Annotated in this window: 19 protein-coding genes; 8 read left to right on the forward strand and 11 right to left on the reverse strand. The window is 71.9% G+C overall.

From position 1 onward, the window contains the following. Positions 1-94: 94 nt before the first annotated feature. Both OIE53_RS01350 and OIE53_RS01355 read right to left on the reverse strand, forming a co-directional pair. Positions 95-601 (reverse strand): hypothetical protein, encoded by a 507-nt coding sequence (locus tag OIE53_RS01350; RefSeq protein WP_327024716.1) that lies wholly within the window; start codon positions 599-601, stop codon positions 95-97. A 148-nt stretch (positions 602-749) separates the two neighbouring features. Then, positions 750-1625, reverse strand: a complete 876-nt coding sequence (locus tag OIE53_RS01355; RefSeq protein ID WP_327027022.1) for a S66 peptidase family protein — start codon at positions 1623-1625, stop codon at positions 750-752. A 126-nt stretch (positions 1626-1751) separates the two neighbouring features. Here OIE53_RS01355 and OIE53_RS01360 point away from each other — a divergent pair, with 126 nt between their 5' ends. The 6 genes from OIE53_RS01360 (at position 1752) to mptB (OIE53_RS01385) (ending at position 11527) form a co-directional block, all read left to right on the forward strand. Continuing rightward, positions 1752-2519, forward strand: coding sequence for a type 1 glutamine amidotransferase (locus OIE53_RS01360; protein WP_327024717.1), 768 nt, complete (start codon positions 1752-1754; stop codon positions 2517-2519). Further along, positions 2519-5566: a bifunctional [glutamine synthetase] adenylyltransferase/[glutamine synthetase]-adenylyl-L-tyrosine phosphorylase gene (locus tag OIE53_RS01365; RefSeq protein ID WP_327024718.1), complete on the forward strand. Its 3048-nt coding sequence runs from the start codon at positions 2519-2521 to the stop codon at positions 5564-5566. The genes OIE53_RS01360 and OIE53_RS01365 overlap by 1 nt, the downstream gene beginning before the upstream one ends. Before the next feature lie 102 nt (positions 5567-5668). After that, on the forward strand, positions 5669-7228 hold the full coding sequence (locus tag OIE53_RS01370; protein ID WP_327024719.1) for a hypothetical protein: 1560 nt from the start codon (positions 5669-5671) through the stop codon (positions 7226-7228). Positions 7229-7951: 723 nt separating this feature from the next. Continuing rightward, positions 7952-8503 carry a helix-turn-helix domain-containing protein gene (locus OIE53_RS01375; protein WP_327024720.1) on the forward strand — a complete coding sequence of 184 codons (552 nt, stop codon included), beginning with the start codon at positions 7952-7954 and terminating at the stop codon, positions 8501-8503. 76 nt (positions 8504-8579) lie between these two features. Further along, on the forward strand, positions 8580-9980 hold the full coding sequence (mptB, locus tag OIE53_RS01380) for a polyprenol phosphomannose-dependent alpha 1,6 mannosyltransferase MptB (protein ID WP_327024721.1): 1401 nt from the start codon (positions 8580-8582) through the stop codon (positions 9978-9980). A gap of 14 nt (positions 9981-9994) precedes the next feature. Continuing rightward, the gene (mptB, locus tag OIE53_RS01385; RefSeq protein ID WP_327024722.1) at positions 9995-11527 is read left to right on the forward strand and encodes a polyprenol phosphomannose-dependent alpha 1,6 mannosyltransferase MptB; all 1533 of its coding nucleotides are present in this window, start codon (positions 9995-9997) and stop codon (positions 11525-11527) included. Between the two features lie 56 nt (positions 11528-11583). Here the strand turns inward: mptB (OIE53_RS01385) and OIE53_RS01390 are convergent, their stop codons facing one another. The 4 genes from OIE53_RS01390 to glnA form a co-directional block, all read right to left on the reverse strand. After that, a complete protein-coding gene (locus OIE53_RS01390) occupies positions 11584-12564 on the reverse strand; it encodes a hypothetical protein (RefSeq protein ID WP_327024723.1) in 981 nt (326 codons plus the stop codon). Then, on the reverse strand, positions 12561-12920 hold the full coding sequence (locus tag OIE53_RS01395; RefSeq protein WP_327024724.1) for a PadR family transcriptional regulator: 360 nt from the start codon (positions 12918-12920) through the stop codon (positions 12561-12563). Before OIE53_RS01395 ends, OIE53_RS01390 begins: the two co-directional genes overlap by 4 nt. Before the next feature lie 85 nt (positions 12921-13005). Further along, entirely contained in the window at positions 13006-13539 is a 534-nt protein-coding gene (locus OIE53_RS01400; RefSeq protein WP_327024725.1) for an RDD family protein, read from the reverse strand. 173 nt (positions 13540-13712) lie between these two features. Next, on the reverse strand, positions 13713-15137 hold the full coding sequence (gene glnA / locus OIE53_RS01405) for a type I glutamate--ammonia ligase (RefSeq protein WP_327024726.1): 1425 nt from the start codon (positions 15135-15137) through the stop codon (positions 13713-13715). Positions 15138-15458: 321 nt separating this feature from the next. Here glnA and OIE53_RS01410 point away from each other — a divergent pair, with 321 nt between their 5' ends. Further along, the gene (locus OIE53_RS01410) at positions 15459-15794 is read left to right on the forward strand and encodes an RDD family protein (protein WP_327027023.1); all 336 of its coding nucleotides are present in this window, start codon (positions 15459-15461) and stop codon (positions 15792-15794) included. A 312-nt stretch (positions 15795-16106) separates the two neighbouring features. Here OIE53_RS01410 and OIE53_RS01415 read toward each other — a convergent pair whose 3' ends face one another. The 4 genes from OIE53_RS01415 to OIE53_RS01430 form a co-directional block, all read right to left on the reverse strand. Continuing rightward, positions 16107-16793 (reverse strand): DUF4191 domain-containing protein, encoded by a 687-nt coding sequence (locus OIE53_RS01415; protein ID WP_327024727.1) that lies wholly within the window; start codon positions 16791-16793, stop codon positions 16107-16109. 80 nt (positions 16794-16873) lie between these two features. After that, on the reverse strand, positions 16874-17920 hold the full coding sequence (gene lipA / locus OIE53_RS01420; protein WP_327024728.1) for a lipoyl synthase: 1047 nt from the start codon (positions 17918-17920) through the stop codon (positions 16874-16876). A gap of 103 nt (positions 17921-18023) precedes the next feature. Continuing rightward, positions 18024-18662 carry a lipoyl(octanoyl) transferase LipB gene (gene lipB, locus OIE53_RS01425; RefSeq protein ID WP_327024729.1) on the reverse strand — a complete coding sequence of 213 codons (639 nt, stop codon included), beginning with the start codon at positions 18660-18662 and terminating at the stop codon, positions 18024-18026. Between the two features lie 58 nt (positions 18663-18720). Next, positions 18721-20538, reverse strand: a complete 1818-nt coding sequence (locus OIE53_RS01430) for a DUF2079 domain-containing protein (RefSeq protein ID WP_327024730.1) — start codon at positions 20536-20538, stop codon at positions 18721-18723. Positions 20539-20712: 174 nt separating this feature from the next. On the opposite strand from OIE53_RS01430, the gene OIE53_RS01435 reads away from it, so the two are divergent. Continuing rightward, positions 20713-21933, forward strand: coding sequence for an extracellular catalytic domain type 1 short-chain-length polyhydroxyalkanoate depolymerase (locus tag OIE53_RS01435; protein ID WP_327024731.1), 1221 nt, complete (start codon positions 20713-20715; stop codon positions 21931-21933). A 12-nt stretch (positions 21934-21945) separates the two neighbouring features. Here the strand turns inward: OIE53_RS01435 and OIE53_RS01440 are convergent, their stop codons facing one another. Next, the gene (locus OIE53_RS01440) at positions 21946-22845 is read right to left on the reverse strand and encodes a TIGR01777 family oxidoreductase (protein WP_327027024.1); all 900 of its coding nucleotides are present in this window, start codon (positions 22843-22845) and stop codon (positions 21946-21948) included. Positions 22846-23211: the final 366 nt, after the last annotated feature.

Genomic DNA, 23211 nt, shown 5'->3' on the forward strand with positions numbered 1-23211 from the left:
CACCCCGCCCCAGCGGGGTTGATCATGACGTTGGCGGCACTCTGTAGATCGACGAGTGCCGCCAACCTCATGATCGACTGGGTGGGGCGTCGGGTTACTTGGTGGTGGGACGGGGGGCGGGGCCGAAGACGCCGGCTTCGGCGGCTGCGGTGATCGCGTCGGCCTGCTCCTGGGTGAGCTTGCCCTCCTCGACCGCCTCGGCGAGGCGCTCGGCCATGGCCTCCTGGCGGTCCTCGGGGGAACCCTTCGGGCCACGGTCGCCGCCATCCTTGTGGTCGCCACCGCGCTTGTGGTCGCCGCCGCGACCCTCGGGGCGCTCACCGTCCGGCTTGTGCTGCTCGCGGAGCTTCTCCAGGGCCTCGGTCACCTTGTCGGCGGGCACACCCAGCTCCTCGGCCAACGCCTCGGCGAACGCCTGCTGGCGCTCCCCACGCTCCGGCCGCTGGCCGTCCTTGTGGTCCTCCGCACTCGCGCTGGCGCTGGGGCTCGGGGTGGCCGTGTCGTCGGCGAGCGCCACGGTGGGAGCGGCGATCCCCACGGCGAGCACTCCGGCAGCGGCCAGGCCGCCCAGCAGGTGCTTCTTCGAGATCGTGCGGGACATCGTTCCTCCAACTCGTCGGTGATGCGATGACGTAACCGAGAGTGACGGGTCGGCCTGGGTGGGGCCCATGTCGAACCTGTCAGCGAGCTGGCAAGTCGGCGCAGATGATCGGACATGCCGCACCTGAGGTGACGGTAGGGGGCAGATCTCAGCGGACGGCCGGGGCCACGGTCAGTAGGCCGGTGTCGGCGTCGAGGGTGGCCAGGGTGCCCACCGGGACGGAGAGCTGACCGGGGCCGTGGCCGATCGGCAGCCCACCCAGCACCGGCACCCCCAGGTCACCCAGGCGCTCGGTGAGCACCTCGGCCACGCTCACCTCCCAGCCGTCCGCGCAGTCGGTGAACTGGCCCACCGCCACCCCGGCGAGCCGGTCCAGGGCACCCGCCCGGCGCAACTGGGTCAGCATCCGGTCGACCTTGTACGGCGGCTCCTGCACGTCCTCCAGCAACAGCACCGCCCCGGTCAGGTCGGGCATGTCCTCGGTGCCCAGGGAGGCCACGATCAGGCACAGGTTGCCGCCCAGTAGCCGACCCACCGTCCGTCCCGGCACCCGTACGCCGAAGGTCTCCTCGCCCTCGACGGCGGGCACGGTGACCGGCTCGGTGGTGGTCAGCGCGGCGTGCAGGGACTCCGCGGAGGCCAGGGGGGTGCGCTCGTCGCGCCAGGCCGCCCCCGGCCCGTGCACCCCGGCCAGCCGGGCCCCCCGCCACAGGGCCAGTTGCAGGGCGGTGATGTCGGAGAAACCGGCCACCACCTTCGGGTCCCGGCATACCGCCGCCATGTCGATCGCGTCCACCACCCGCTGGGCCCCGTACCCGCCCCGGGTGCAGATGATCCCGCGCACCTGGGGGTCGGCGAAGGCGGTGTTCAGGTCGGCGGCCCGCAGCGCGTCCGCCCCGGCCAGATAGCCCTGCCGGGCGTACACGTTCGGGGCCAGGACCGGCCGCAGACCCCACCCGGTGAGCAGCTCGACCCCCCGGGCCACCCGCTCCGCCCGGGTCGGCCCGGAGGGCGACACCAGCATCACGGTGTCCCCCTCACGCAGGGCCGGCGGGCGTACGACGTGGTCAGCGGCGGTGTGGTCGGACACAGCCGGAGAGCCTAGTCCCGCGCGCGGCCCGGATCGGTCCGACCGGATAGCCTCGACGACGTGGGAACTGCGTTGGTGATCGAGAACGACCCGACCGACGATGCGAGACGGTTGGGGGAATGGCTGACGGAGGCGGGTCTGGACCTGTCCGTGGTCCGCCCGCACGCAGGCGACGAACTCCCGGCCGATCTGGCGGGACACGCCGCGCTGGTGGTGCTCGGTGGTGACCAGCAGGTCTACCCCGGCCCGGACGGGGCCCCCGGGGCCCCCTGGTTTCCGCAGGTCGAGGCGCTGCTGCGCAAGGCGGTCCGGCACCGGGTGCCGACCCTGGGCATCTGCCTGGGCGCGCAACTGCTCGCCACCGCCCATGCCGGCACGGTCGAGCGCAGCCCGGCCGGGCCGGAGGTCGGCCCCGCCGTGGTCGGGCGACGCGACGCCGCCGAGACGGACCCCCTGTTCCGGTACGTGCCGCTGATACCGGACGTGTTGCAGTGGCACGCCGACGAGATCACCGAACTGCCGGTCGGTGCCACCCTGCTGGCCGCCTCCACCCGCTACCCGCATCAGGCCTTCCGGCTGGGCGACCGGGCCTGGGGGCTGCAATTCCACATCGAGTGCGACACCGCGATGATCGCCGACTGGGCCACCGACTCGGCCCTGCTGGCCGAGCTGGGCTACGACCCGGAGCTGGTGGTCGCCGCCTGTGACGCGGTGATGGTCGATGTGGAGGAGGTCTGGCAGCCCTTCGCCGCCCGGTTCGCCGCCCTGGCCCTCGGGGAACTGGACGACGACGGGCCGCGCCGCACCCTGCCGCTGCTCGGGCACTGATGGGCAGGCCCACCAGCGCCACCGGCCGGCTGGCCCGGTACGGCTTCGACGTCGCCGACTCCGACGGCGGTGCCCGCGCCGCCGACCTGCTGGGCCCCACCGGACTGGACCTGTGGCGACCGCAGACCCAGGAACCCACCGATGAGGCGGCCCAGGAACTGCTCACCGCGCTGTCCCGGGCCGCCGACCCGGATCTGGCGCTGCGCCAACTGCATCGCCTGGTCGAGTCGGAACGCCGGACCCGGACCGGCCCCAACGGCACGGCCGCCGGCACGCCGGGCGGCATCGGTGCGGGGTCGACGGTGCTGGCGGCCCTGCACGACGACCCGGGACTGCGCCGCCGGGTGATCGCCGTACTGGGGGCCTCCTCGGCGCTGGGCGACCATCTGGTCGCCAACCCCGACCAGTGGACCGTGCTGCGTACCGAGCCGGACGGGCTGGCCCCGAGCGCCGACGGGCGGCTGGACGTTACCGGGGACGGTAACCCGGTGGCCGTGCTGCGGCGGGCGTACCGGCTGGCCCTGTTGCGGATCGCGGCGGCCGACCTGACCGGCGGGCGGGCCCTGGAGCAGACCATGGCCGCCCTCTCCGGGTTGGCCGACGCCACCCTGTCGGCGGCCTACCGGATCGCCGTGGACGAGCTGCCGGAGGGCGCCGCCCTGCCCCGGCTGGCCGTGGTGGCGATGGGTAAGTGCGGCGGTGGCGAACTCAACTACGTCTCCGACGTGGACGTGATCTTCGTGGCGGCCGAGGACGAGGACCTGGCCGCGGCCACCACGGTGGCCACCCGGCTGATCCACATCTGTGGGCTGGTGGCCTGGCCGGTAGACGCCGCCCTGCGTCCCGAGGGCAACCGGGGCCCGCTGGTCCGCACCCTGGCCAGCCACCTGGCGTACTACCGCCGCTGGGCCCGCACCTGGGAGTTCCAGGCCCTGCTCAAGGCCCGCCCGGCCGCCGGTGACCTGGCCCTGGGCCAGGAGTGGATCGACGCGCTGGCCCCCCTGGTGTGGCAGGCGGCCGAGCGCCCGGAGGCGGTCGAGGACGTCCGGGCCATGCGTCGCAAGATCATCGACCACATTCCGCCGAAGGAGCAGGAACGCGAGATCAAACGCGGTCCCGGTGGACTGCGGGACATCGAGTTCGCGGTGCAACTGCTCCAACTGGTGCACGGGCGCGGCGACGAGTCACTGCGTACCCCCGGCACCATTCCCGCCCTGCGGGCCCTGGTCACCGGCGGCTACGTCGGCCGGGCCGACGGGGAGGCGCTGCTGCGCGGGTACCGCTTCCTGCGCGGGGTGGAGCACCGCCTGCAACTTCAGGGCCTGCGGCGAACCCACACCGTGCCCACCGATCCGGGCGCCCTGCGCTGGCTGGCCGCCGCCCTCGGCTACACCGCCAGCCCGGGACGCAGCGCCGTCGAGGCCTTCCGCGCCGAGTGGGTCACCCACGCCACCGAGGTACGCCGGCTGCACGCCAAACTGCTCTACCGCCCCCTGCTGGAGTCGGTGGCCCGGGTACCGGCCGACGGTCTGCGGCTGACCCCCCAGGCGGCCCGCAACCGGCTGGAGATCCTCGGCTTCGCCGACCCGGCCGGAGCCCTGCGTCACCTCCAGGCCCTCACCGGCGGGGTCAGCCGCACGGCCGCGATCCAGCGCACCCTGCTGCCGGTGCTGCTCAGCGAATTCGCCGACGCCCCGGAACCGGACCGGGGCCTGCTCAACTACCGCCAGGTCTCCGACTCCCTGGGCAGCACCCCCTGGTACCTGCGGCTGCTGCGCGACTCCGGGCCGGTGGCCCGCCGACTGGCCCGGGTGCTCTCCTCCTCCCGGTACGCGGCGGACCTGCTGGCCCGCGAACCGGAGGCGCTGCGCCTGCTGGCCGAGGAGACCGAACTGCGCCCCCGCCCCCGTGCGGTGCTGTTCGACGGATTCGCCGCCGCGGCGGACCGGCACACCGACCCGGTGGAGGCCATCCGGGCGGTCCGGGCCCTGCGTCGGCGGGAACTGCTCCGCCTGGCCTGCGCCGACGTGCTCAGCCGGGCCGGTTCACTGGCCCCCTCCCGGGGGGACGGTGAGCGGGCCACCCCCGGACTGGCCGACATCACCGCGGTCGGCACCGCCCTCTCCGATGTCACCGACGCCACCCTCGCCGCCGCCCTGCGAACCGCCCGAGCCACCCAGCCGTCGATGCCGGACCTGAAGTTCGCGGTGATCGGGATGGGTCGGCTCGGGGGGTACGAGTCCAACTACCTGTCCGACGCCGACGTGCTGTTCGTCTACGAGCCACCCGAAGGTGTCAGCGAGAGCGCCGCCAGCGCCGCCGCCCAGGCCATCGCCGAGGAGCTGCGGCGACTGCTCGGTATGCCCGCCCCCGACCCGCCGCTGGGGGTCGACGCCGACCTGCGCCCGGAGGGCCGGCAGGGGCCGCTGGTCCGCAGCCTCGCCGCCTACCAGCAGTACTACGCCCGCTGGTCGAGGGTGTGGGAGGCCCAGGCCCTGCTGCGGGCCCGCTGTGTCTGCGGCGACGCCGACCTGGGCACCCGGTTCGAGCAGATGGTCGACCCGGTGCGCTACCCCGCCGACGGGCTGACCCGGGAACAGATCATCGAGATCCGCCGGATCAAGGCGCGGGTGGAGACCGAACGGCTGCCCCGGGGCGCCGACCCGGCCACCCACACCAAACTGGGCCGGGGCGGGCTGGCCGACGTCGAGTGGGCGGTGCAACTGCTCCAACTGCGCCACGCCGGGGCGTACCCGGCGCTGCGCGGCACCCGTACCCTCGACGCCCTCACGGCCGCCCGTGACCTGGGCCTGATCGACCCGGCGGACGCCGAGGCGATGGCGGCCGGGTGGACCCTGGCGGCCCAGGTCCGCAACGCCCTGATGCTGGTCCGGGGTCGGGCCGGGGACCAACTGCCCCGGCACGGAGTGGAACTGGCCGGGGTGGTCCGCCTGCTCGGCGCCGACGACCCCGGTGAGTTCCTCGACGAGTACCTGCGCACCGGCCGCCGCTCCCGCACCGCCACCCAACGCGTCCTGGACAGCTGACGTCGGCCCGGCCGGACGGGCCCGTATCCGGCGTGGTACGACTGCTCGGTGCCGACGACCAGCCGTGAACCAGCCGTGCGTCCCGTCCTTGCGGCGTTAGTGGTGTCGGTGCTCCTCGCCGCCGCATTCATGCTCGCCCCGCCCATGGGTACCGACCTGTCGGCGCAGGTCGCCCGCGCCGCCTTCGCCGACCGCTTCGGCCTGGCCCCGGTCGACCTCTCCTGGTACGGCGGGATCAACCAGTTCGGGTACAGCCTGTTCACTCAATTACTCGGTGCACTGATCGGCGTGCGCTTACTGGGCGCTGTGGCGGCGGTCGTGTCGGCGGCGGCGCTGGCGTGGCTGTTCGTGCGGTCCGGCGCCCGGCGGCCGCTGCTCGCCAGCATCCTGGGCGCCGTGGTGCTGGTCGGCAACCTGGCCAGCGGCCGGATCACCTTCGCCGTAGGGCTCGCGTTCGGGTTGCTCGCACTCTGCGCGATCACCGCGCAGCGGCTGGCCCGACCGCTGCGGCTCGCCATGGGCGCCTTGCTCGCTGTGGTCGCTACCTGGGCCAGCCCGGTCGCCGGGCTTTTCGTCGGGTTGGCCGGCGCCGCACTGCTGCTGGCCGCTCTGCGCCGCGATGACGGTGCCGGACGGCCGCTGCCCGGGGGTTGGCGGGTCGACCGGTCGCCGATCGAGGGCCTCGTCCTCTGCCTCGCCCCGGCGCTCGCGATCACGCCGATGACGGTGCTGTTCGGCAACGGCGGCATCCAGCCGTACTCAGCTGAGTCGATGCGCACCAACGTGGCGCTGGTCGTGTTGGTGTACGCCCTCGTCGGGCCTCGGCGACGGGTGTTGCGGATCGGCGCGCTGCTCACTGTGGTGTTGCTGGTGACTGCCTACTACCTGCCCAGTCCGATCGGTTCCAACAGCTTGCGGCTGCCGATGCTTCTCGGTCTGCCGCTGCTGGCCGGGTACGCCGCGGTGCCCGGGCCATGGCTGGCCGGTCTGCTCGCCGCCACCGTCTGGTGGCAGAACCCGGTGATGGTCGGCGATGTGCTGCGCGCCGGCTCGGCGGAAAGTTCCGTGGCGTTCTACCGGCCGCTCACCGATGAGTTGGCCCGCCGGCAACCGGTGGGCCGGGTCGAGGTGGTGCCGCTTAGGGACCATTGGGAGTCGGCGTACGTCCCGCCGACGGTGCCGGTGGCCCGGGGTTGGGAACGGCAGGTCGATGCCGACCGCAACGCTCTCTACTATGCAGATCGGCTGACCGCCGACGCGTACGCGCGTTGGTTGCGCGACAACGCGGTCGAGTACGTCGCTGTCGCGCCCGAGGCTGTACCCGACCGGTGGGCGCGGGACGAGGCCGAACTCGTCCTCGCTGGCGCGCCTTACCTGCGCGAGGTGTGGCGCAGCCCGGACTGGCGACTCTATGCCGTCGTCGATCACGCGCCGTTGGTCGGCTTGCCGGGCCGGTTGGTCGCCGCCGATCAGGCCCGGGTGCGGTTCACCAGCGATCGGGCTGGGGAGGCGCTGGTCCGGGTCCGGTGGTCACGCTGGCTTTCCCTGACCGGTGGAGACGGTTGCCTGCGGCCGGGGCGTGACGGATGGACCGAGGTCAGCGTCGGTACCCCGGGTGATTTCTCGATATCAAGCGACCTGATACCGAGGAATCACTGTTGACCCGCCCGGTCTGCTGAAGGGAGGAGTTTCGCGCCGGACGGTGCGCGAGGGCAACCTCCGCCCGTCGACGAACGGTTTCGATCGTCGACGGGCGGGTGCTCGCCGGCAGGTCGCCAGCCGGACAGCTACCTATGCGGTGTACCACGGCGTGCACTCGCGGTTGGCGCCGTCTGGGCCAGCGCAGACCCGGTACGAGGTGATGGTTCCGCCGCCGAGTGGGCTCTCGGAGCCGCATCCGGCAGTGGCGCCATTCGCGTCACCGACATGGTCCGTGATTCCGTTGCTCGTCGTGTACCACGTCCGCACGCCCCAGCCGTCCGCTGCACTGTCACAGACGGAGACGCTGGTGTGGCTGGCAGCGACACAACCCGCGCCCCGGCCGGGGACTTCCGCGCACGTGCCGTGTGCCTGCGCCGTCCCTGGTATCGCTAGTGCGAATGGAACTGCAAACACCGCGGCGGCCAAGACGGTCCGATAGTTTCTCAGCATTTCTTTTCCCATTTCTTCCGGGGGCTGCCTTTTGGGTCTGTCAGCGGGAAACTATTGACGCCCTTCGTGTGTAAATCCAGGGGATGGTCTCGATGGGTGCGCTGACTGGTCAAGTCTGGCGTGGCAACGTCCGTTCCGCTAGACTCTCGAAACGTTCAGAGACATTGAGGGACGCCGTTCTGTCGCAGGCTCCTGCGTGTATTATGAAGACGGGGGTAAATTGTGTGGAGCAGCTTGCCTGAAGATCTTTCGGAGGCGGCGGGGTATCTGGTGGTAGAGCTGCGTATCCTCAAGGACAAATCGGCATTGAGCCTGACCCGGCTAGGTCAACGGACTAGTTACAGCAGGTCATCTTGGCAGCGCTGGCTCAACGGTAAGCAGTTCCCGCCACGGCAGGCGGTTGAACGCATGAGTGTCGTCTGCGGTGGGGACGGTGTCCGGCTGGTCGCGCTGTGGAACGAGGCGGCCAAGGCTCAGGCGGCCCGATCCGGAACAGGCACTCGGAGCGCTGCTCTCCCCTTAGACGGCGGGACCCGCCAGCTGTCCGGAGTTTCCTTCAGAAAGACCTGCCGGCTGACGGCCCGCGTCCGTTATCTGGTCGACCGATCGGGACTCGACGTGGTGCGGCTGGAAGAGATCACCGACCTCAGTCGGCACAAGTGGCGGCGATGGTTGGACGGGAAGGAGCCCCTTCCCAAGCATGCCGTTCTCTACCTGGTTGCCGCCTGTGCTGAGGAGACTCAGGACCTGATGACGCTGTGGGAGGAGAGCGTCAGGAGTTCGTAGTCCCGGGCACAACCGAGACCGATAGGCGCAGAGCCCACCTCCGTACCGCGCTCACGGTACTGGCAGCATGGCGGGCGTGTCCCATCACCTCGTGCGCTGGACTGGACTGGCCGGATCGATCATGTTGGCGGTGGCTGCCTTCCTCGGCGGTGCCCTGCCCGACGGGGACCTACGACCCGACCCGGTGAAGATCTGGTTGGGCCCGAACGGGCCGTGGATCATCGGTTTGTGGTTGTTCGGCACCATCGCCATGTCGGTGGCCTGGTGGGTGTTGCGCGACCGGGTGCCCTCGGCCCGCTGGGCGTTGACCACCGCCGCGCTGTGGATCCTGCCCTTCCTGGTCACCCCGCCGCTGGGCAGCCGCGACGCGTACGCCTACGCCTGCCAGGGGGCCAGCTACGCCAACGGCATCAGCCCGTACGAGTACGGTGTCTCCACCCTGCCCTGCCCCTGGCTGGACACCATGTCGTACATCTGGCGGGACACCCCGGCGCCGTACGGTCCGCTGTTCGTGGTGATCTCCGGCGCGGTGGTCGCCGCTACCGGTTCGCTGCTCGGCAGCATCGCCCTGTTCCGGGTGCTCGCGGTGGCCGGGGTGGTGCTGACGGCGGCCTGCCTGCCGGTGCTGGCCCGCCGCTGCGGCGTACCGGTCGGCCGGGCGCTCTGGTTGGCCCTGGCCAGCCCGCTGGTGGGGGTGCACCTGATCTCCGGGGTGCACAACGACGCGATGATGGTCGGGCTGATGGTGGCCGGACTGGCCATCGTGGTCACCTGGCCGGGCCGTACCTGGCACCTGCTGGCCGGGGGGGTGGTGCTCGGCCTGGCCGCCGGGGTCAAGGTCACCGCACTGGTGGTGGTGCCGTTCGCGGCGCTGGCCGCGATCCCCAACGGTTTCTCCCTGCGCGGGCTGCTGCGCCACGGTACGCCGGTGGTGGGTGGCGCGGTGGGCACCCTGTTCGGGGTGACCCTGGCCGCCGGGCTGGACCTGGGCTGGATCACCGGGCTCTCGCACGGCAACGAGGTGATCGCCTGGACCTCGCCGCCGACCGCGGTCGGGCAGGCCCTCGGCTACCTGGCGCTGCCGTTCGGCCTGCACATCGACGCCCTGCCGGTGACCCGGGGCATCGCCATGGTGGTGCTGGCGGCGCTGCTGGTCTGGCTGTGGTTCCGGGCCCGGTACCGGGAGCCCCTGTGGCACGCCGCCCTGGCCCTGACCGCGGCGGTGGCGTTGGCCCCGCTGTTCCACCCCTGGTACTGGTTCTGGCCGCTGGTCCTGCTCGCCGCCACCGCCCACCGGACCTGGTGGTTCAGTGCGGTGGCGGTGTACTCCGCCTTCCACGTGTTGGCCGACGGCACCGGGCTGCCCCGGCACACCAAGACCATCGGTGCGCCCCTGATGACCCTGTTCGTGATCGTGGTGGCGGTCCGCTTGATACGGTCGGCGAGGACGGCCCGCCGTCCCGTTCCCGCCGACTGAGGAGAGGTACGCCGGTGACCGACCCCGGCGCTCCCCGACCTGTCTCCCCGCGCGACCGGGGGGCCCGTCACCTGGGGCTGGTCGGGGCCCTGCTGCTGGTGGTCGCCGGATATCTCGGTGGTGCCCTGCCGGGGGCCACCACTGTCCGGGTCTGGGACTCCGACACCGGCCCGCTGACGGTGGCCCTGTGGCTGGCCGGTACCGCCGCCATGGTCGGGGCCTGGTGGGTGTTGCGTGCGGGCGCACCCTCGGCTCGGTGGGCCTACCGCACCGCCGGGTTGTGGGCCCTGCCGCTGCTGTTCAGCGCCCCCCTGGGCAGCCGGGACGTGTACTCGTACGCCTGCCAGGGCTGGGTGTACGCCGACGGCGGTGACCCGTACGCCACCGGGGTGGCGGCGGCCGGCTGCCCCTGGCTGGAGACGGTCGCTCCGGTCTGGCGGGACACCCCTGCCCCGTACGGTCCCGTTTTCGTGCTGCTCGCGGCCCTGGCGGTGATGCTCGGCGGTGGCCTGGTCGGCACGGTGGTGGCGTTGCGGGTGCTGGCGGTGGCGGGCCTGCTGGTGGCCGCCTTCTGCCTGCCCGCCCTGGCGCGGGCGGCCGGGGTACCGGCCCGACGGGCGACCTGGCTGGTGCTGGCCTGCCCACTTGTCGGCGTACACCTGGTGGCCGGCGCGCACAACGACGCGGTGATGCTCGGCCTGCTCCTGCCCGGCCTGCTGCTGCTGGCCCGCCGTCCGGCTCCCTCGGCGGCGTCGAGACGGCCTACGGCGGCGTGGCAACAGTGGCCGGCTGCGGGATGGTTGCTGGTCGCCGGGGTGCTGCTCGGGCTGGCGGTGTCGGTGAAGGCCACCGCCGTGGTGGTGTTGCCCTTCGCGGCGCTGGCTGCGGTACGCGGCCGGTACATCCTGCCGGTGCTGCTGCGTGACGGCGGTCTGCTGGCCCTCGGGGTGCTCGGGGCCGTGGCGGTGACCTCCCTGCTGCCCGGTCTGGGGCTGGGCTGGATCGGCGGGTTGAGCAGCAGTGGCGACACCGTGCAGTGGACCTCGCCCCCGACCGCGGTCGGCATGGTCGTCGACTACGCCGGTGAGCTGGCCGGCCGGGACCTGGGCGCGGTGTCGGTGGCCCGGGTGGTCGGGCTGGTCCTGCTGGCCGGGTTCCTGGGCTTCCTGTGGTGGCGGACCTGGTCCGCGCTTCGTGGGTCCACTCGGGCCGTGATCCCCACTGGTGCTTCGGCAACCGACCCCCGGGTGGCCCGGTGGCGGCTGGCGCTCAGTGGTGCCGGGGTGGCGCTGGTAGCCACCGTGGTCCTGGCACCGGTGTTCCACCCCTGGTACGCCACCTGGCCCCTGGCGGTGCTGGCGGTGACCGCCGGCCGGACCACCTGGTTCCTGCTGCCCTGCGCGGCGGCGTCCTTCCTGGCCCTGCCGGACGGCACCAATGTGGCCCGACTGGTCAAGGCACCCGGCGCGGTGGCGATGACCCTCCTGGTACTGGCAATCCTGCTCTGGGCCCCGTCCCGGCGCAGGAGACGGGCGCCGGGTCGATGACTCACCGGAGGGCGCCAGCGCGGCCCGGGCTGCGACTGACACCCTCCGGTATCCGGTCAGCGGTGGTTACCGCAGGTGGGGCAGGAGGTGGCCGGTCGCAGGCCCACCCGGCGACGCAGCGCCACGGCTGCCGGTAGCAGGGCCGGGCCGATCAGGGCGACCGCGATCGCGGTGGCGACCATGGTCGGGTAGGTGGGACGTGGGGCGCCGCTGGCCAGGCCGTCGACCGCCCCGGCCAGCAGGTGCGCGTTGAGCAGGCCGACCGGGGTCAGCAGGGCCACCGTGGCCCAACCGCCGCGCTCGTCGCGCCGTATCCCCAGCCCGATCGCCAGCAGCACGGCGATCACCAGCAGGACCGTGCCGGTGATCGGCAGCAGTTGCTCGGCCGTCCAGGCGTACCAACCCCAGTAACCCTGCCCGACCAGGGCCAGCCCGGTACCGACCCCGGCGAGCGCCGCCATGCTCGGCAGGGCCCGCACCGGTCGCGGCAGCCGGTCGCCCACAGCCAGGGCCAGCACTCCGAGGGCCACCTGTGGGGCCAGGACGGACAGCGGCGGGCGGGGTGCCCCGAACAGCCCACCCAGCACCGGAGCGACAGTGGTGGCCAGGATCGCCACGGCTAGGGCGACCCGGGTGATCCTGCCCGGCGCCACGAACAGCAGCGGCGCGCAGAGCAGCCAGGCGAACCAGGTGATCACCCCGACCGAGACGAAGGGGCCGAAACCCGGCATGCCCCACTCGGGCCTGGGGGCGTTCGGCTCGACCGTGGCCCAGAAGCCGGCCAGGAAGACGGCGGTGGCCAGGGCCAGCAGCCCGGCCAGGCGTACCCCGGGAAGCAGATGGGTCGCGCCGGCAGCGCGTAGCCGCTGACGGAGACCCCCGCGCCCGAGGTCCGCGGCCTCCGCGAGGGTGGGCCAGCGCCGCTCCGGGCCGGCCAGGTCGAGGTACGTCCCGACGATCTCGTCGCCGCGCTCGCGTCGGTAGTCCGCCGGGTACGCCCGCAGCAGGCGTCGGTAGCGTCGCGCCAACTCGCTCATGCCAACCCCCCGGCCGTACGCGGAGTCAGCGCCTGGACCCGGCGGGTGCGCAGCCGGGCGGTGGCCGCCTCGACGTTGCGCCGCAGCCGCTCGGTCTCGGCGGCCAGGGTGGCGTCCCCGCTGGGGGAGAGGCGGTAGTAGCGGCGCAGCCGACCGTCCACTGTCTCCTCCCGGTCGACCTCTACCAGCCCGGCGTCGGTGAGCCGGTCCAGCGCACCGTAGAGGGTGCCGGGGCGCAGTGAGAGCCGTCCCTCGGAGAGGGCGGCGACCTCGCCGATGATCGCGTAGCCGTGCATCGGTTCGCGCGCCAGGGCGGTGAGGATGAGGAAGGTGGGTTCGCGTAGCGGCGTATCCATGCCCGCAATATATCGGACGCGAAGGTATCCGGGGGTCCCTGACACGCGCGGGCCGACCTGAGTCAGTGCCCAGTCTGGTGAGGGGTCACCGGAGGCCGGCATCCCGCAACTGTCGGGTGGCGGCCCGGTCGATGCTGGTCCGCGAACCGGCCATCCCCAACCCGGTGGCCGCACTCAGCACCACGATGGCCAGCAGAATCGGCAGGAACACCGTCCGGACCACCATGGCCCAGCAGCCGGTCAGGCCCAGTCGACCGCCGTCGGCGACCCGTACCAGCCGGGTGCCGGTGAGGACCCCGCCGAGGGCTCGCCCGTTGCGGTAGCACAGCCCGTACAGCATCGGCACCACGAAGCACGCGGCGAGCGCCAGCACGGCGACGGCATCGATGGACAGGCCCTGCCCGCCGTCGTGCAGCAGGGCCAGGGCTACGACACAGACCCCGACACCGAACAGGCACACCACCGCGTCGATCAGCCAGGCCAGGACCTGGCCCACCAGACCCGCCCGCAGGTACGGGGTGCCGTCGGTGAAGGTGGCCACCCGTCTGGAGGTCCCCGGTCCCCAGGCGTGCTCCGCGTACGCCTTGGCGGCCTCCAGCCGGGTCGACGGCCGTTCCATCCCGCGGAGGGTCATGGTGTGTTCTCCTGTCCGATCTTGTGGCACCTGTCGGCACAGTGTGCGGCAGCTTCGACAGGCGGACCGGAGGGGGTGGATTGTTCGAGGCAGGGGGCCCAGACGCGGCCGGGCCGGCCCCGCGAACGCGGAGCCGGCCCGACCGGAGCTGATCTGCCTCAGCAGTCGAAGTACATCGCGAACTCGTGCGGGGTCGGGCGCAGACGCACCGGGTCGACCTCGTTGGCCCGCTTCCAGTCGACCCAGGTGGAGATCAGGTCCGGGGTGAAGACCCCACCGTCGAGCAGGTAGTCGTGGTCGGCCTCCAGGGAGTCCAGCACGGCCGGCAGGGAGCCCGGCACCTGCTTGACGTCGCCCCACTCCTCCGGCGGGAGGTCGTAGAGGTCCTTGTCGATCGGCGCCGGCGGCTCCATCTTGTTCTTGATGCCGTCCAGGCCGGCCATCAGCATCGCCGAGAAGGCGAGGTAGACGTTGGCCGACGGGTCCGGCACCCGGAACTCGACGCGCTTGGCCTTCGGGTTGCTGCCGGTGACCGGGATGCGGGTGCAGGCGGAGCGGTTGCGCTGCGAGTAGACCAGGTTGACCGGCGCCTCGAAGCCCGGCACCAGACGACGGTACGAGTTGACCGTCGGGTTGGTGAAGGCCAGCAGCGACGGGGCGTGGTGCAGCAGACCGCCGATGTACCAGCGGGCGGTCTCGGACAGGCCGGCGTAGCCGGTCTCGTCGTAGAACAGCGGCTCACCGTTGAGCCAGAGGCTCTGGTGGGTGTGCATGCCGGAGCCGTTGTCGCCGAAGAGCGGCTTCGGCATGAAGGTCGCGGTCTTGCCGGCGGCCCAGGCCTGGTTCTTGACGATGTACTTGAACAGCTGCATCTGGTCGCCGGCGTGCAGCAGGGTGGAGAACTTGTAGTTGATCTCCGCCTGGCCGGCGGTGCCGACCTCGTGGTGCGAGCGCTCCACGGTGAAGCCGGTGTCGATCAGCCGGCGGACGATCGAGTCGCGCAGGTCGGCGTAGTGGTCCACCGGCGGCACCGGGAAGTAGCCACCCTTGTACGCGGTCTTGTAGCCCCGGTTGCCGCCCGCCTCCTCGCGGCCGGTGTTCCAGGCGCCCTCGATCGAGTCGATGTAGTAGAACGACTGGTGCGCCGAGGTCTCGTGGCGGATCGAGTCGAAGATGTAGAACTCGGCCTCGGCGCCGAAGTACGCGGTGTCCGCGATGCCGCTGGCGGCGAGGTACGCCTCGGCCTTCTTCGCCACGTTCCGGGGGTCCCGGGAGTACGCCTCGCGGGTGAACGGGTCGTGGATGAAGAAGTTCAGCGCGAGGGTCTTCTGCGTGCGGAAGGGGTCGATGAAGGCGGTCGCGACGTCCGGGAGCAGGAGCATGTCCGACTCGTGGATCGCCTGGAAGCCACGGATCGACGATCCGTCGAAGGCGAGACCGTCGTTGAAGAAGGAGTCGTCGACAGACTCCACCGGCAGGTTGAAGTGCTGCATGACGCCGGGTAGGTCACAGAAACGAACGTCGACGAACTTTACGTCCTCGTTCTTGAGGTAACGCAGGAGTTCCTCGGGATTGGCGAACACTCGTCCTCCTGGCACGTCCACGGGTAGCTAGGCTCCTGGCGACGCTATGGCTGTGGGGTTGCCCAGCCATGTCTCCAGTGTTTCTGCCGTGTTACGTCCCTCGCGGTGTGTCACCTCTAACAGTTGGGGCCGCTGGGACCGGAGGGACGGGTCCGACAGGGCCAGTCTAGTGAAGCTTCAGGTAGGTCGTCCGATTTCGCGACCTCGTGCCGGACCTGCGCCCGGTTGCCACGGCAGCGCTGAGTAACCTTGGCCGCTGTGACAACCCCGCCGCACCCTCCGACACCGCCCGCAGTCGACCCGGACTTCGTACCGGCCGACCTGGGGCGACGATTCGGAGCGCTGATCATCGACTGGGTGCTCTGCCTGCTCGCGGCCGGCCTGTTCGCCAGCCCGACCCGCGACGGCTGGGCGCCGGTCCTCGTGCTGATCGTGGAGTACGCCGTCTTCCTCGGCCTGTTCGCCCAGACCCCCGGCATGTACGTGACCCGGATCCGCTGCGTGGACTGGACCGACGGCGGCCGGATCGGCCTGCTGCGCGCCCTGCTGCGCGGCGTACTCCTGGCCCTGGTGGTGCCCGCCCTCCTCATGGACCAGCACCGCCGCGGCCTACACGACCGCCTGACCCGCTCAGTAACCATCCCCGCCCCCCGCTGACCCCCCTCGCCCTCGCCTCTCGCCGCCCACCCGCGCCCCCTCTTGCCCCGCGATCATGCACTTTTGGTCTCGGCAAACCGCTCATACCTGGCATAACGGCGACCGAAAGTGCATGATCGCCGCTGCGGGGTGCTGCGGGGTGCTGCGGGGTGCTGCGGAGTGGCCTCGGCGCGGAGGGGGTGACCGGCGCACGCGGGTAGCCGCACAGGGGTCACCCGCCGACGTGACGCGGGGCGCGGGCGGGGTTGTGCACGCGCGGGCCGGCGGACGCGGCGGGTGGTGGTGCGGTGGGGCGATGCGGAGCCGGGGCGGTCAGCGGCCGCGCATCTGGCGGGCGCCGCGTGGCGGGCGGAGGTTCTTGGGGATGGCGCCCTTGGGCATCTGCGGGCGGGCGGTGAGGGCCTTGAGCCGCTTGTCCAGGGAGTTGACGTCCTTGCCGCTGAGGTTGCGGGGCAGCCGCATCAGCGTCATCCGCAGCTTGCGGATGGGCAGTTCGCCCTCCTCCTGACCGATCACGTAGTCGTAGAGCGGGGCGTTGCCGATCACCTTGGCTAGCCGACGCTTCTCCTGGCCGAGCAGGCTGCGGACCCGCTGCGGGTTTCCTTCGGCCAGCAGGATCACGCCCGGTCGGCCGATGACCAGGTGGACCATGTCCATCTGGGTGGTCGAGCTGACCGCGGGGGAGACCCGCCAGTCACCGCGCATGCTCTCCATGATCTGCGCGGCGGCGCCCGGCTGCCCCTCGGCGGCGTTCATCATCGCCCGGTTGGACCGCAGGTTGAGCACGATCAGCAGGAAGAGCAGGGCGAACAGGATGCCCAGCGGCAGCCACAGCCAGCCCCAGCGCACGATCGCGACGACGGTCAGCGCGAGTGGGATCAGCACCGCACCGGCGGCCAGCGGCGCGAACCACTTGTCCTGCTTGGCGGTGAAGCGGAACACCAACCCGATCTGCTTCAGCCGCTGACCGAACGAGACCTTCTCCTGGGGCTTTGCCATGGCCCCAAGTCTAGTGGTCGGCCACCCAGGGCCGATCCGCGCCCGGGTGCTGTGCCCGGGCGGCCGGATCGGCCTGGACCTCAGGCAGTCTGGGCGGCACCTTCGCGGGCGGAGAGGGCCTGCTGGTAGAGCCTTCCAGCTCGGTACGACGAGCGCACCAGCGGCCCGCTCATCACCCCGGCGAAGCCGATCTCCTCGGCCTCGGTGCTCAGCTCGACGAACTCCTCCGGCTTGACCCAGCGCTCCACCGGGTGGTGCCGGGGGGAGGGGCGCAGGTACTGGGTGATGGTGATCAGCTCGCAGCCGGCCTCGTGCAGGTCGCGCAGCGCCTGGGAGATCTCGGCGCGCTCCTCGCCCATGCCCAGGATCAGGTTGCTCTTCGTCACCAGACCGGCGGCGCGGGCCTGCCGGATGACGTCCAGGGACCGCTCGTAGCGGAACGCCGGCCGGATCCGCTTGAAGATCCGCGGCACCGTCTCGACGTTGTGCGCGAGCACTTCCGGTCGCGCCCCGAAGACCTCGGCGAGCTGCTCCGGTACGGCGTTGAAGTCGGGAATCAGCAGCTCCACGCCGCAGCCGGGCTGCAGGGCGTGGATCTGCCGGACGGTCTCGGCGTACAGCCAGGCACCGCCGTCGGGCAGGTCGTCACGGGCGACGCCGGTGATGGTGGCGTACCGCAGGCCCATCGAGACCACGGACTCGGCCACCCGGCGCGGCTCGTCGGCGTCGAACTCGGCCGGCTTGCCGGTGTCGATCTGGCAGAAGTCGCAGCGGCGGGTGCACTGGTCACCACCGATGAGGAAGGTGGCCTCCCGGTCCTCCCAACATTCGTAGATGTTGGGGCAGCCGGCCTCCTGGCACACCGTGTGCAGCCCTTCGCGCGAGACCAGCCCGCGCAGTTGGGTGTACTCCGGGCCCATCTTGGCCTTGACCTTGATCCACGGGGGTTTGCGTTCGATCGGCGTCTCGGCGTTGCGAGCCTCGATGCGCAGCAGCCGTCGCCCTTCTGGGGCGGGGGTCGCGCTGCGCGTGGCCTGGCCGGTCGTCGGTGCGGTGTGCTCGATCGTCACGAAAACGAGCCTACGTCGGACGGCGGCCGTCGATGAACAGCGGGCGACCCCCGTCACCCCCCAACCCCTGTGAATCCCCCCACCCATTCAAAGTTGATCAAGAGCGTCGGTGACGGCGCCGATCCTGACGCAAACCTCTTGATCAACGCGGCAGAACGGGTCAGGCGGTGAGGGTGGGGAGGTGGGTTTCGACGACGGGGAGGACCTCGGTGATGGTGATGGGGCGGTTCAGTTCGGCGGAGAGGGAGGTGACTCCGGCGTCGCGGATGCCGCAGGGCACGATCTTGTCGAAGTGGGTCAGGTCGCAGTCGCAGTTGATCGAGAAGCCGTGCAGGGTGGCCCCCTGGGCTACCCGGATGCCGATGGCGGCCACCTTGCGGGCCGGGCCTCGGTCGTCCTCCGGCACCCAGACGCCGCTGCGCCCCTCGACCCGGCCGGCGGTCAGGCCGAACTCGGCGCACACGTCGATCAGCATCTGCTCGACCCGCCGTACGTACGCGACCACGTCGATCGGGTCGGGCAGGCGCAGGATCGGGTAGCCGACCAACTGCCCCGGACCGTGCCAGGTGATCTTGCCGCCCCGGTCCACATCGACCACGGGGGTGCCGTCCATCGGGCGGTCCCACGGCTCGGTGCGCTTGCCGGCGGTGTAGACGCTCGGGTGCTCCAGCAGCAGCACGGTGTCGCCGGACTCGCCGGAGACCACCGCCTCGTGCAGGCGGCGCTGTTCGTCCCAGGCTGCGGTGTAGTCGAGGACACCGGCGCGCACGGCCGTCAGGCCGGAGGTCGTCGTGGTCACGTGATCCAGCCTAGACCCGTACTCGCTGGTCACCTGGGGTGAGCCAGCTCACCCGCGGTCAGTTCTCGCGGACCCGCCAGAGCCAGACGTCCTCGACCCGCTCCGGTTCGCCGAGCAGCATGGTCAGGGTCCGGCGCAGCGCCTCCTCGTCGACCGGCCACTTGGCCCCGTGCACCTCGTCGGGGAGCACCACGGTCTCGATGCGCCAGTGCTCCAGGTCCGCCCGGACATCCTCGCGGGTGCCCGCGGTGACGATCGGGGGCAGGCCGGTGCGGGCGGCCTGGTCGAGCAGGGCGCTGAAGGGCCGGGGCACCGGCCCGATCCGGCCCCGGCCGTCCGGACCGCCGGGCCCGAGGAAGAACCCGGACGGGATCGCGAACTCACCCTGCCGGTTGGCCAGGGCGTACGCCTGCCAGCGCTGCCCGTCGGGGTAGACGTCCAGGGCCAGCGGCACCGGGGTCAACACCCCGCCGGGGGAGACGTACTCCCGCCAGGCGCCGGAGGTGATGAAGCGGGGGATCGGCTCCCGTTCGCTGGTCAGCAGGGGGGTAGGGAACAGCGGCAGCAACGCGGCCACGAAACCCAGGATCCAGGCCACCGCCGCCGGCCGGCGCGGTGGTCGCTGCCGCAACTGGTCGATGGCGTACGCCAGCAGCAGGCCGATCACCGGGGTCACCACCAGGGCCAGCCGGGCGGGCAGCGCGGCGTTCACCACCGGCAGGTGCCCTAGCAGGTCGAAGGGCATCGGCAGGTCGGTACGCCGACCGTCGACCTTCGCCACCGGCCCGAAGGAGAGCACGCTGAAGACCACCGCCAGGGCGCCCAGGGCCCACAGGGTGGCCCGGCGACGCGGATCCGCCCGACGCCACAGCAGCACGAAGCAGCAGAGGGTGAGCACCAGCAGCGGCCACCCGAAGAAGGAGTTCTCCTCGGTGGGGTTCGGTGCCAGCGAGGTACGCAGGCCGGCCTCTCCGGCCAGGGAGCGGCGCGGGAAGGCCGCGTAGGCGGCGATGTCCTCGGAGTGGATCACCGGGTCGAAGCCGGTGCCGTGGAAGCGCTGCGGCCCGGCGAAGTGCAACCACAGGGGGTACGCCAGCAGTGCCCCCGCGACCACCGCGGTCACCGCGAGGCCCCGCAGGAAGGACGGCAGCACCGCCCGGGCCTCGGCCCGGTTGGCCGGGTGCAGCGCCCAGACGGCCACGAACAGGCCCAGGGCCAGGGCGGTGAAGAACAGCCCCTCGGCGGCGATCGAGAAGGCGACTGCGACGAGCAGGCCCAGGATCACCCCGTCGCGCAGCCAGTGCCCGGGTCGGCGCAGCGCGAAGACCCGCCACACCAGCAGCGGCACCAGCCAACCGGCGGTCCAGTTCAGGTGGGCGTTGGCGTGCGAGACCATGCCGGGGGAGAAGCCGATGAACAGCCCGCCGACGGCGGCGGCCAGTGGGCTGCGCACCAGGTGCCGGGAGAGCAGCCAGTACCAGGCGACCGCGGTGGCGGCCAGGTTCAGGGTGAGGATCACCAGGAAGGTGGCCGGCGGCCCGATCAGGTACGTCAGGGGGGCGAAGACCACCGCGTACACCGTGATCGAGGTGTTGACCGCCAGGTTCACCCCGTCCGGCACGTTGATCAGGTACGTGTAGAGGGGGTTGTCCCCGTGGCTGACCGCGTGCCCGCCGAAGGCCAGCAGCCACTCGAACAGCGCCTGGTCGCTGGAGTTGACCGTGATCGCGCGACCGTTCGGATCCCGCCACAGCCCACTTGTCACCCAGACGGCGAGCGCCAGCGCGACGAGTGTCACGATCAGGTCGGCGCGACGATCACGGGTGACGGGTACCGGTGAGGTGGGCGCGGACGCCACGGACGGCGAGGTGGGCACCTAGCGGACGTTACCAACCGCGTCCGGACACGCCGGCACCTTCCGGGTGCAAGCCGGGGTCCCACACCCGGACATCGACGAATGTGTGCATCCTCGCCATGTCATCGCCCGGATCCATCTGCGTAACCTCGCGGTAATCATCGGTGATCCAGATCACATTCCTCGGGAGGTCCCGTGCGCCGCATCCGTACCCCCTTCGGCCGGCTGGCCGGCGTACTGGCCGCTCTGGTCCTGGCCGCCACCGCCCCGGTGGCGGCCGCCGTACCCGCCCAGGCGGCCTCCCTGGCCCAGGTCACCGGCTTCGGCACCAACCCCGGCAACCTGGCCATGTACGCCTACCGGCCGGACAACCTGCCCGCCGGGGCCCCGGCCGTCGTGCTGCTGCACGGCTGCGCCCAGGACGCCGCCGGCTACTTCGCCAACTCCGGCTGGCGCAGGTACGCCGACCAGTGGAAGTTCACCGTGATCGTGCCCGAGCAGCGGTCGGCCAACAACTCCAGTGCCTGCTTCAACTGGTTCGAGATCGGCGACACCAGCCGGGGGCAGGGTGAGGTGCTGTCCATCAAACAGATGGTCGACCACGCCCGCTCCCGCTACGGCACGGCCGCCGACCGGGTGTACGTCAGCGGCCTGTCCGGCGGCGGGGCGATGAGCGCGGCCCTGCTGGCCACCTACCCGGAGGTCTTCGCCGCCGGCTCGGTCATCGCCGGCCTGCCGTACCGCTGCGCCACCGGCATGGTCAACGCCTTCTCCTGCATGAACCCCGGGGTGGACAAGACCCCGGCGCAGTGGGGTGACCTGGTGCGCGCCGCCCACCCCGGTCACTCCGGCCCGCGCCCCCGGGTGGCGATCTGGCACGGCACCGCCGACTACACCGTGGCGACGGCCAACGCCGTGGAGTCCCGTGACCAGTGGACCAACGTGCTCGGGGTGACGCAGACCCCGACCAGCACCGCCCAACTGCCCGGCGGCACCAGCCTGGAGGTGTACGGCAGGGACGCGGTACGGCTGTACCGGATCTCCGGCATGGGCCACGGCACCCCGGTCGACCCGGGTACGGCCATGGACCAGTGCGGCACCGCTGCGGCGTACTTCCTGGACACCATCTGCTCGACGTACCGGGACGCGCTCTTCTTCGGCCTGGACGGCGGTGGCACGCCCCCGCCCACCCCCAGCCCGACGGTGTCGCCGAGCCCGACGGTCTCCCCGAGCCCTACCGGTGTCCCGACCTGTGTCACCGCCAGCAACTACGCCCATGTGGTCGCCGGCCGGGCCTACCACTCCGGTGGGTACGCCTACGCCAACGGCTCCAACCAGCGGATGGGGCTCTACAACACCTTCTACACCACCGCCCTGCGGCAGATCGCCCCCAACCACTGGACCATCGGCTGCTGAGCGGAGCCGGGGTCAGTCCTGGAGCCCGGCCCGCAGGGCGCTGGGCAGGTCGGGGTGGCGGAAGCGGAAATCGGCCCGGGTCAGTACGCCGGGCAGGACCCGGGTGCTGGTCAGGGCCTCCTGGGCGAAGCCACCCAGGGCCACCTTCAGGGCCAGGGCCGGGATCGGGATGACGGCGGGACGGTGCACCTGCCGGGCCAGCTCCCGGGTGAACTCGGCGTTGGTGACCGGGGCCGGGCCGACCACGTTCACCGGCCCGGCCAGGTCGGCGCGGGCGAGCAGATAGGTGGTGGCGTTCAGCCAGTCGACCATCGAGATCCACGGAATCCACTGCCGTCCGCTGCCCAGCCGCCCGGCGATGCCCAGCTTGAACGGCAGCAGCATCGGCTTGAGCAGCCCACCCTCGCGGTGCAGCGGCAACCCGGTGCGCAGCCGCACCACCCGTACCCCGGCGTCCTCGGCCGGCCGGGTAGCGGCCTCCCACACCCGGGCCACATCGGCCAGGAAGCCCTCCCCGGCCGGGGCGTCCTCCTCGACCACCCGGTCGCCGGTGTTGCCGTACCAGCCGATCGCGGAGGCGTTCAGCAGCACCTCCGGTCGGTCCGCGGCCGGCAACCCGGCGATGGTGATGGCCAGGGTGCTCGTGGTGTCCACCCGGCTGGTCCGGATCAACTGCTTGTACCGGTCGTTCCAGCGCCGGTCACCCACCCCGGCACCGGCCAGGTTGACCACCGCGTCGGCCTCGGCCACCAGGGCCGGGTCCAGCTGGCCCGCCGAGGGTGACCACTGCCGCTCGTCCGGGGTACGCGGTGGCCGCCGGACCAGCCGGGTCACCTGGTGCCCGTCGGCGACGAGCAGGTCGACCAGCCGGGTGCCGAGGAAGCCGGACGCGCCGGCCATGAGGATCCGCATCCTCATATCTTCCGGTACGCGCAGCAGCCCGACCCTGTCTGGTCGGTCACGCGGCGAAATAGCTTGCGCCCCGGAGGCAGACGCTCCCGGTGCCGGGTGTGGGGTCGAGCCGTCCACCGTTCGTCGGATCAGCGCCCAGCCGACGAAGCGGTCGAAGAGCTGCGCCGGCGCCGAACCGCCGTGCGGGTTGAGCGTGTGCAGTTGGTCGGCCGCGTCGTGCAGCAGCCCGCCCAGGTAGACCAGCAGCGCCACGGGTTCGGTCACCGGTTGCATGTCGTACCTCCAGACAGAAAGTGGCGCCGAGGCGGGCGGGGGCGGCCGGTGCGCAGCCGACCGGAGCCCGGCACCCACCCCGGGCCTGCTGGT

Source organism: Micromonospora sp. NBC_01739, assembly GCF_035920385.1.
In the GTDB taxonomy this organism is placed as follows: Bacteria; Actinomycetota; Actinomycetes; order Mycobacteriales; family Micromonosporaceae; genus Micromonospora.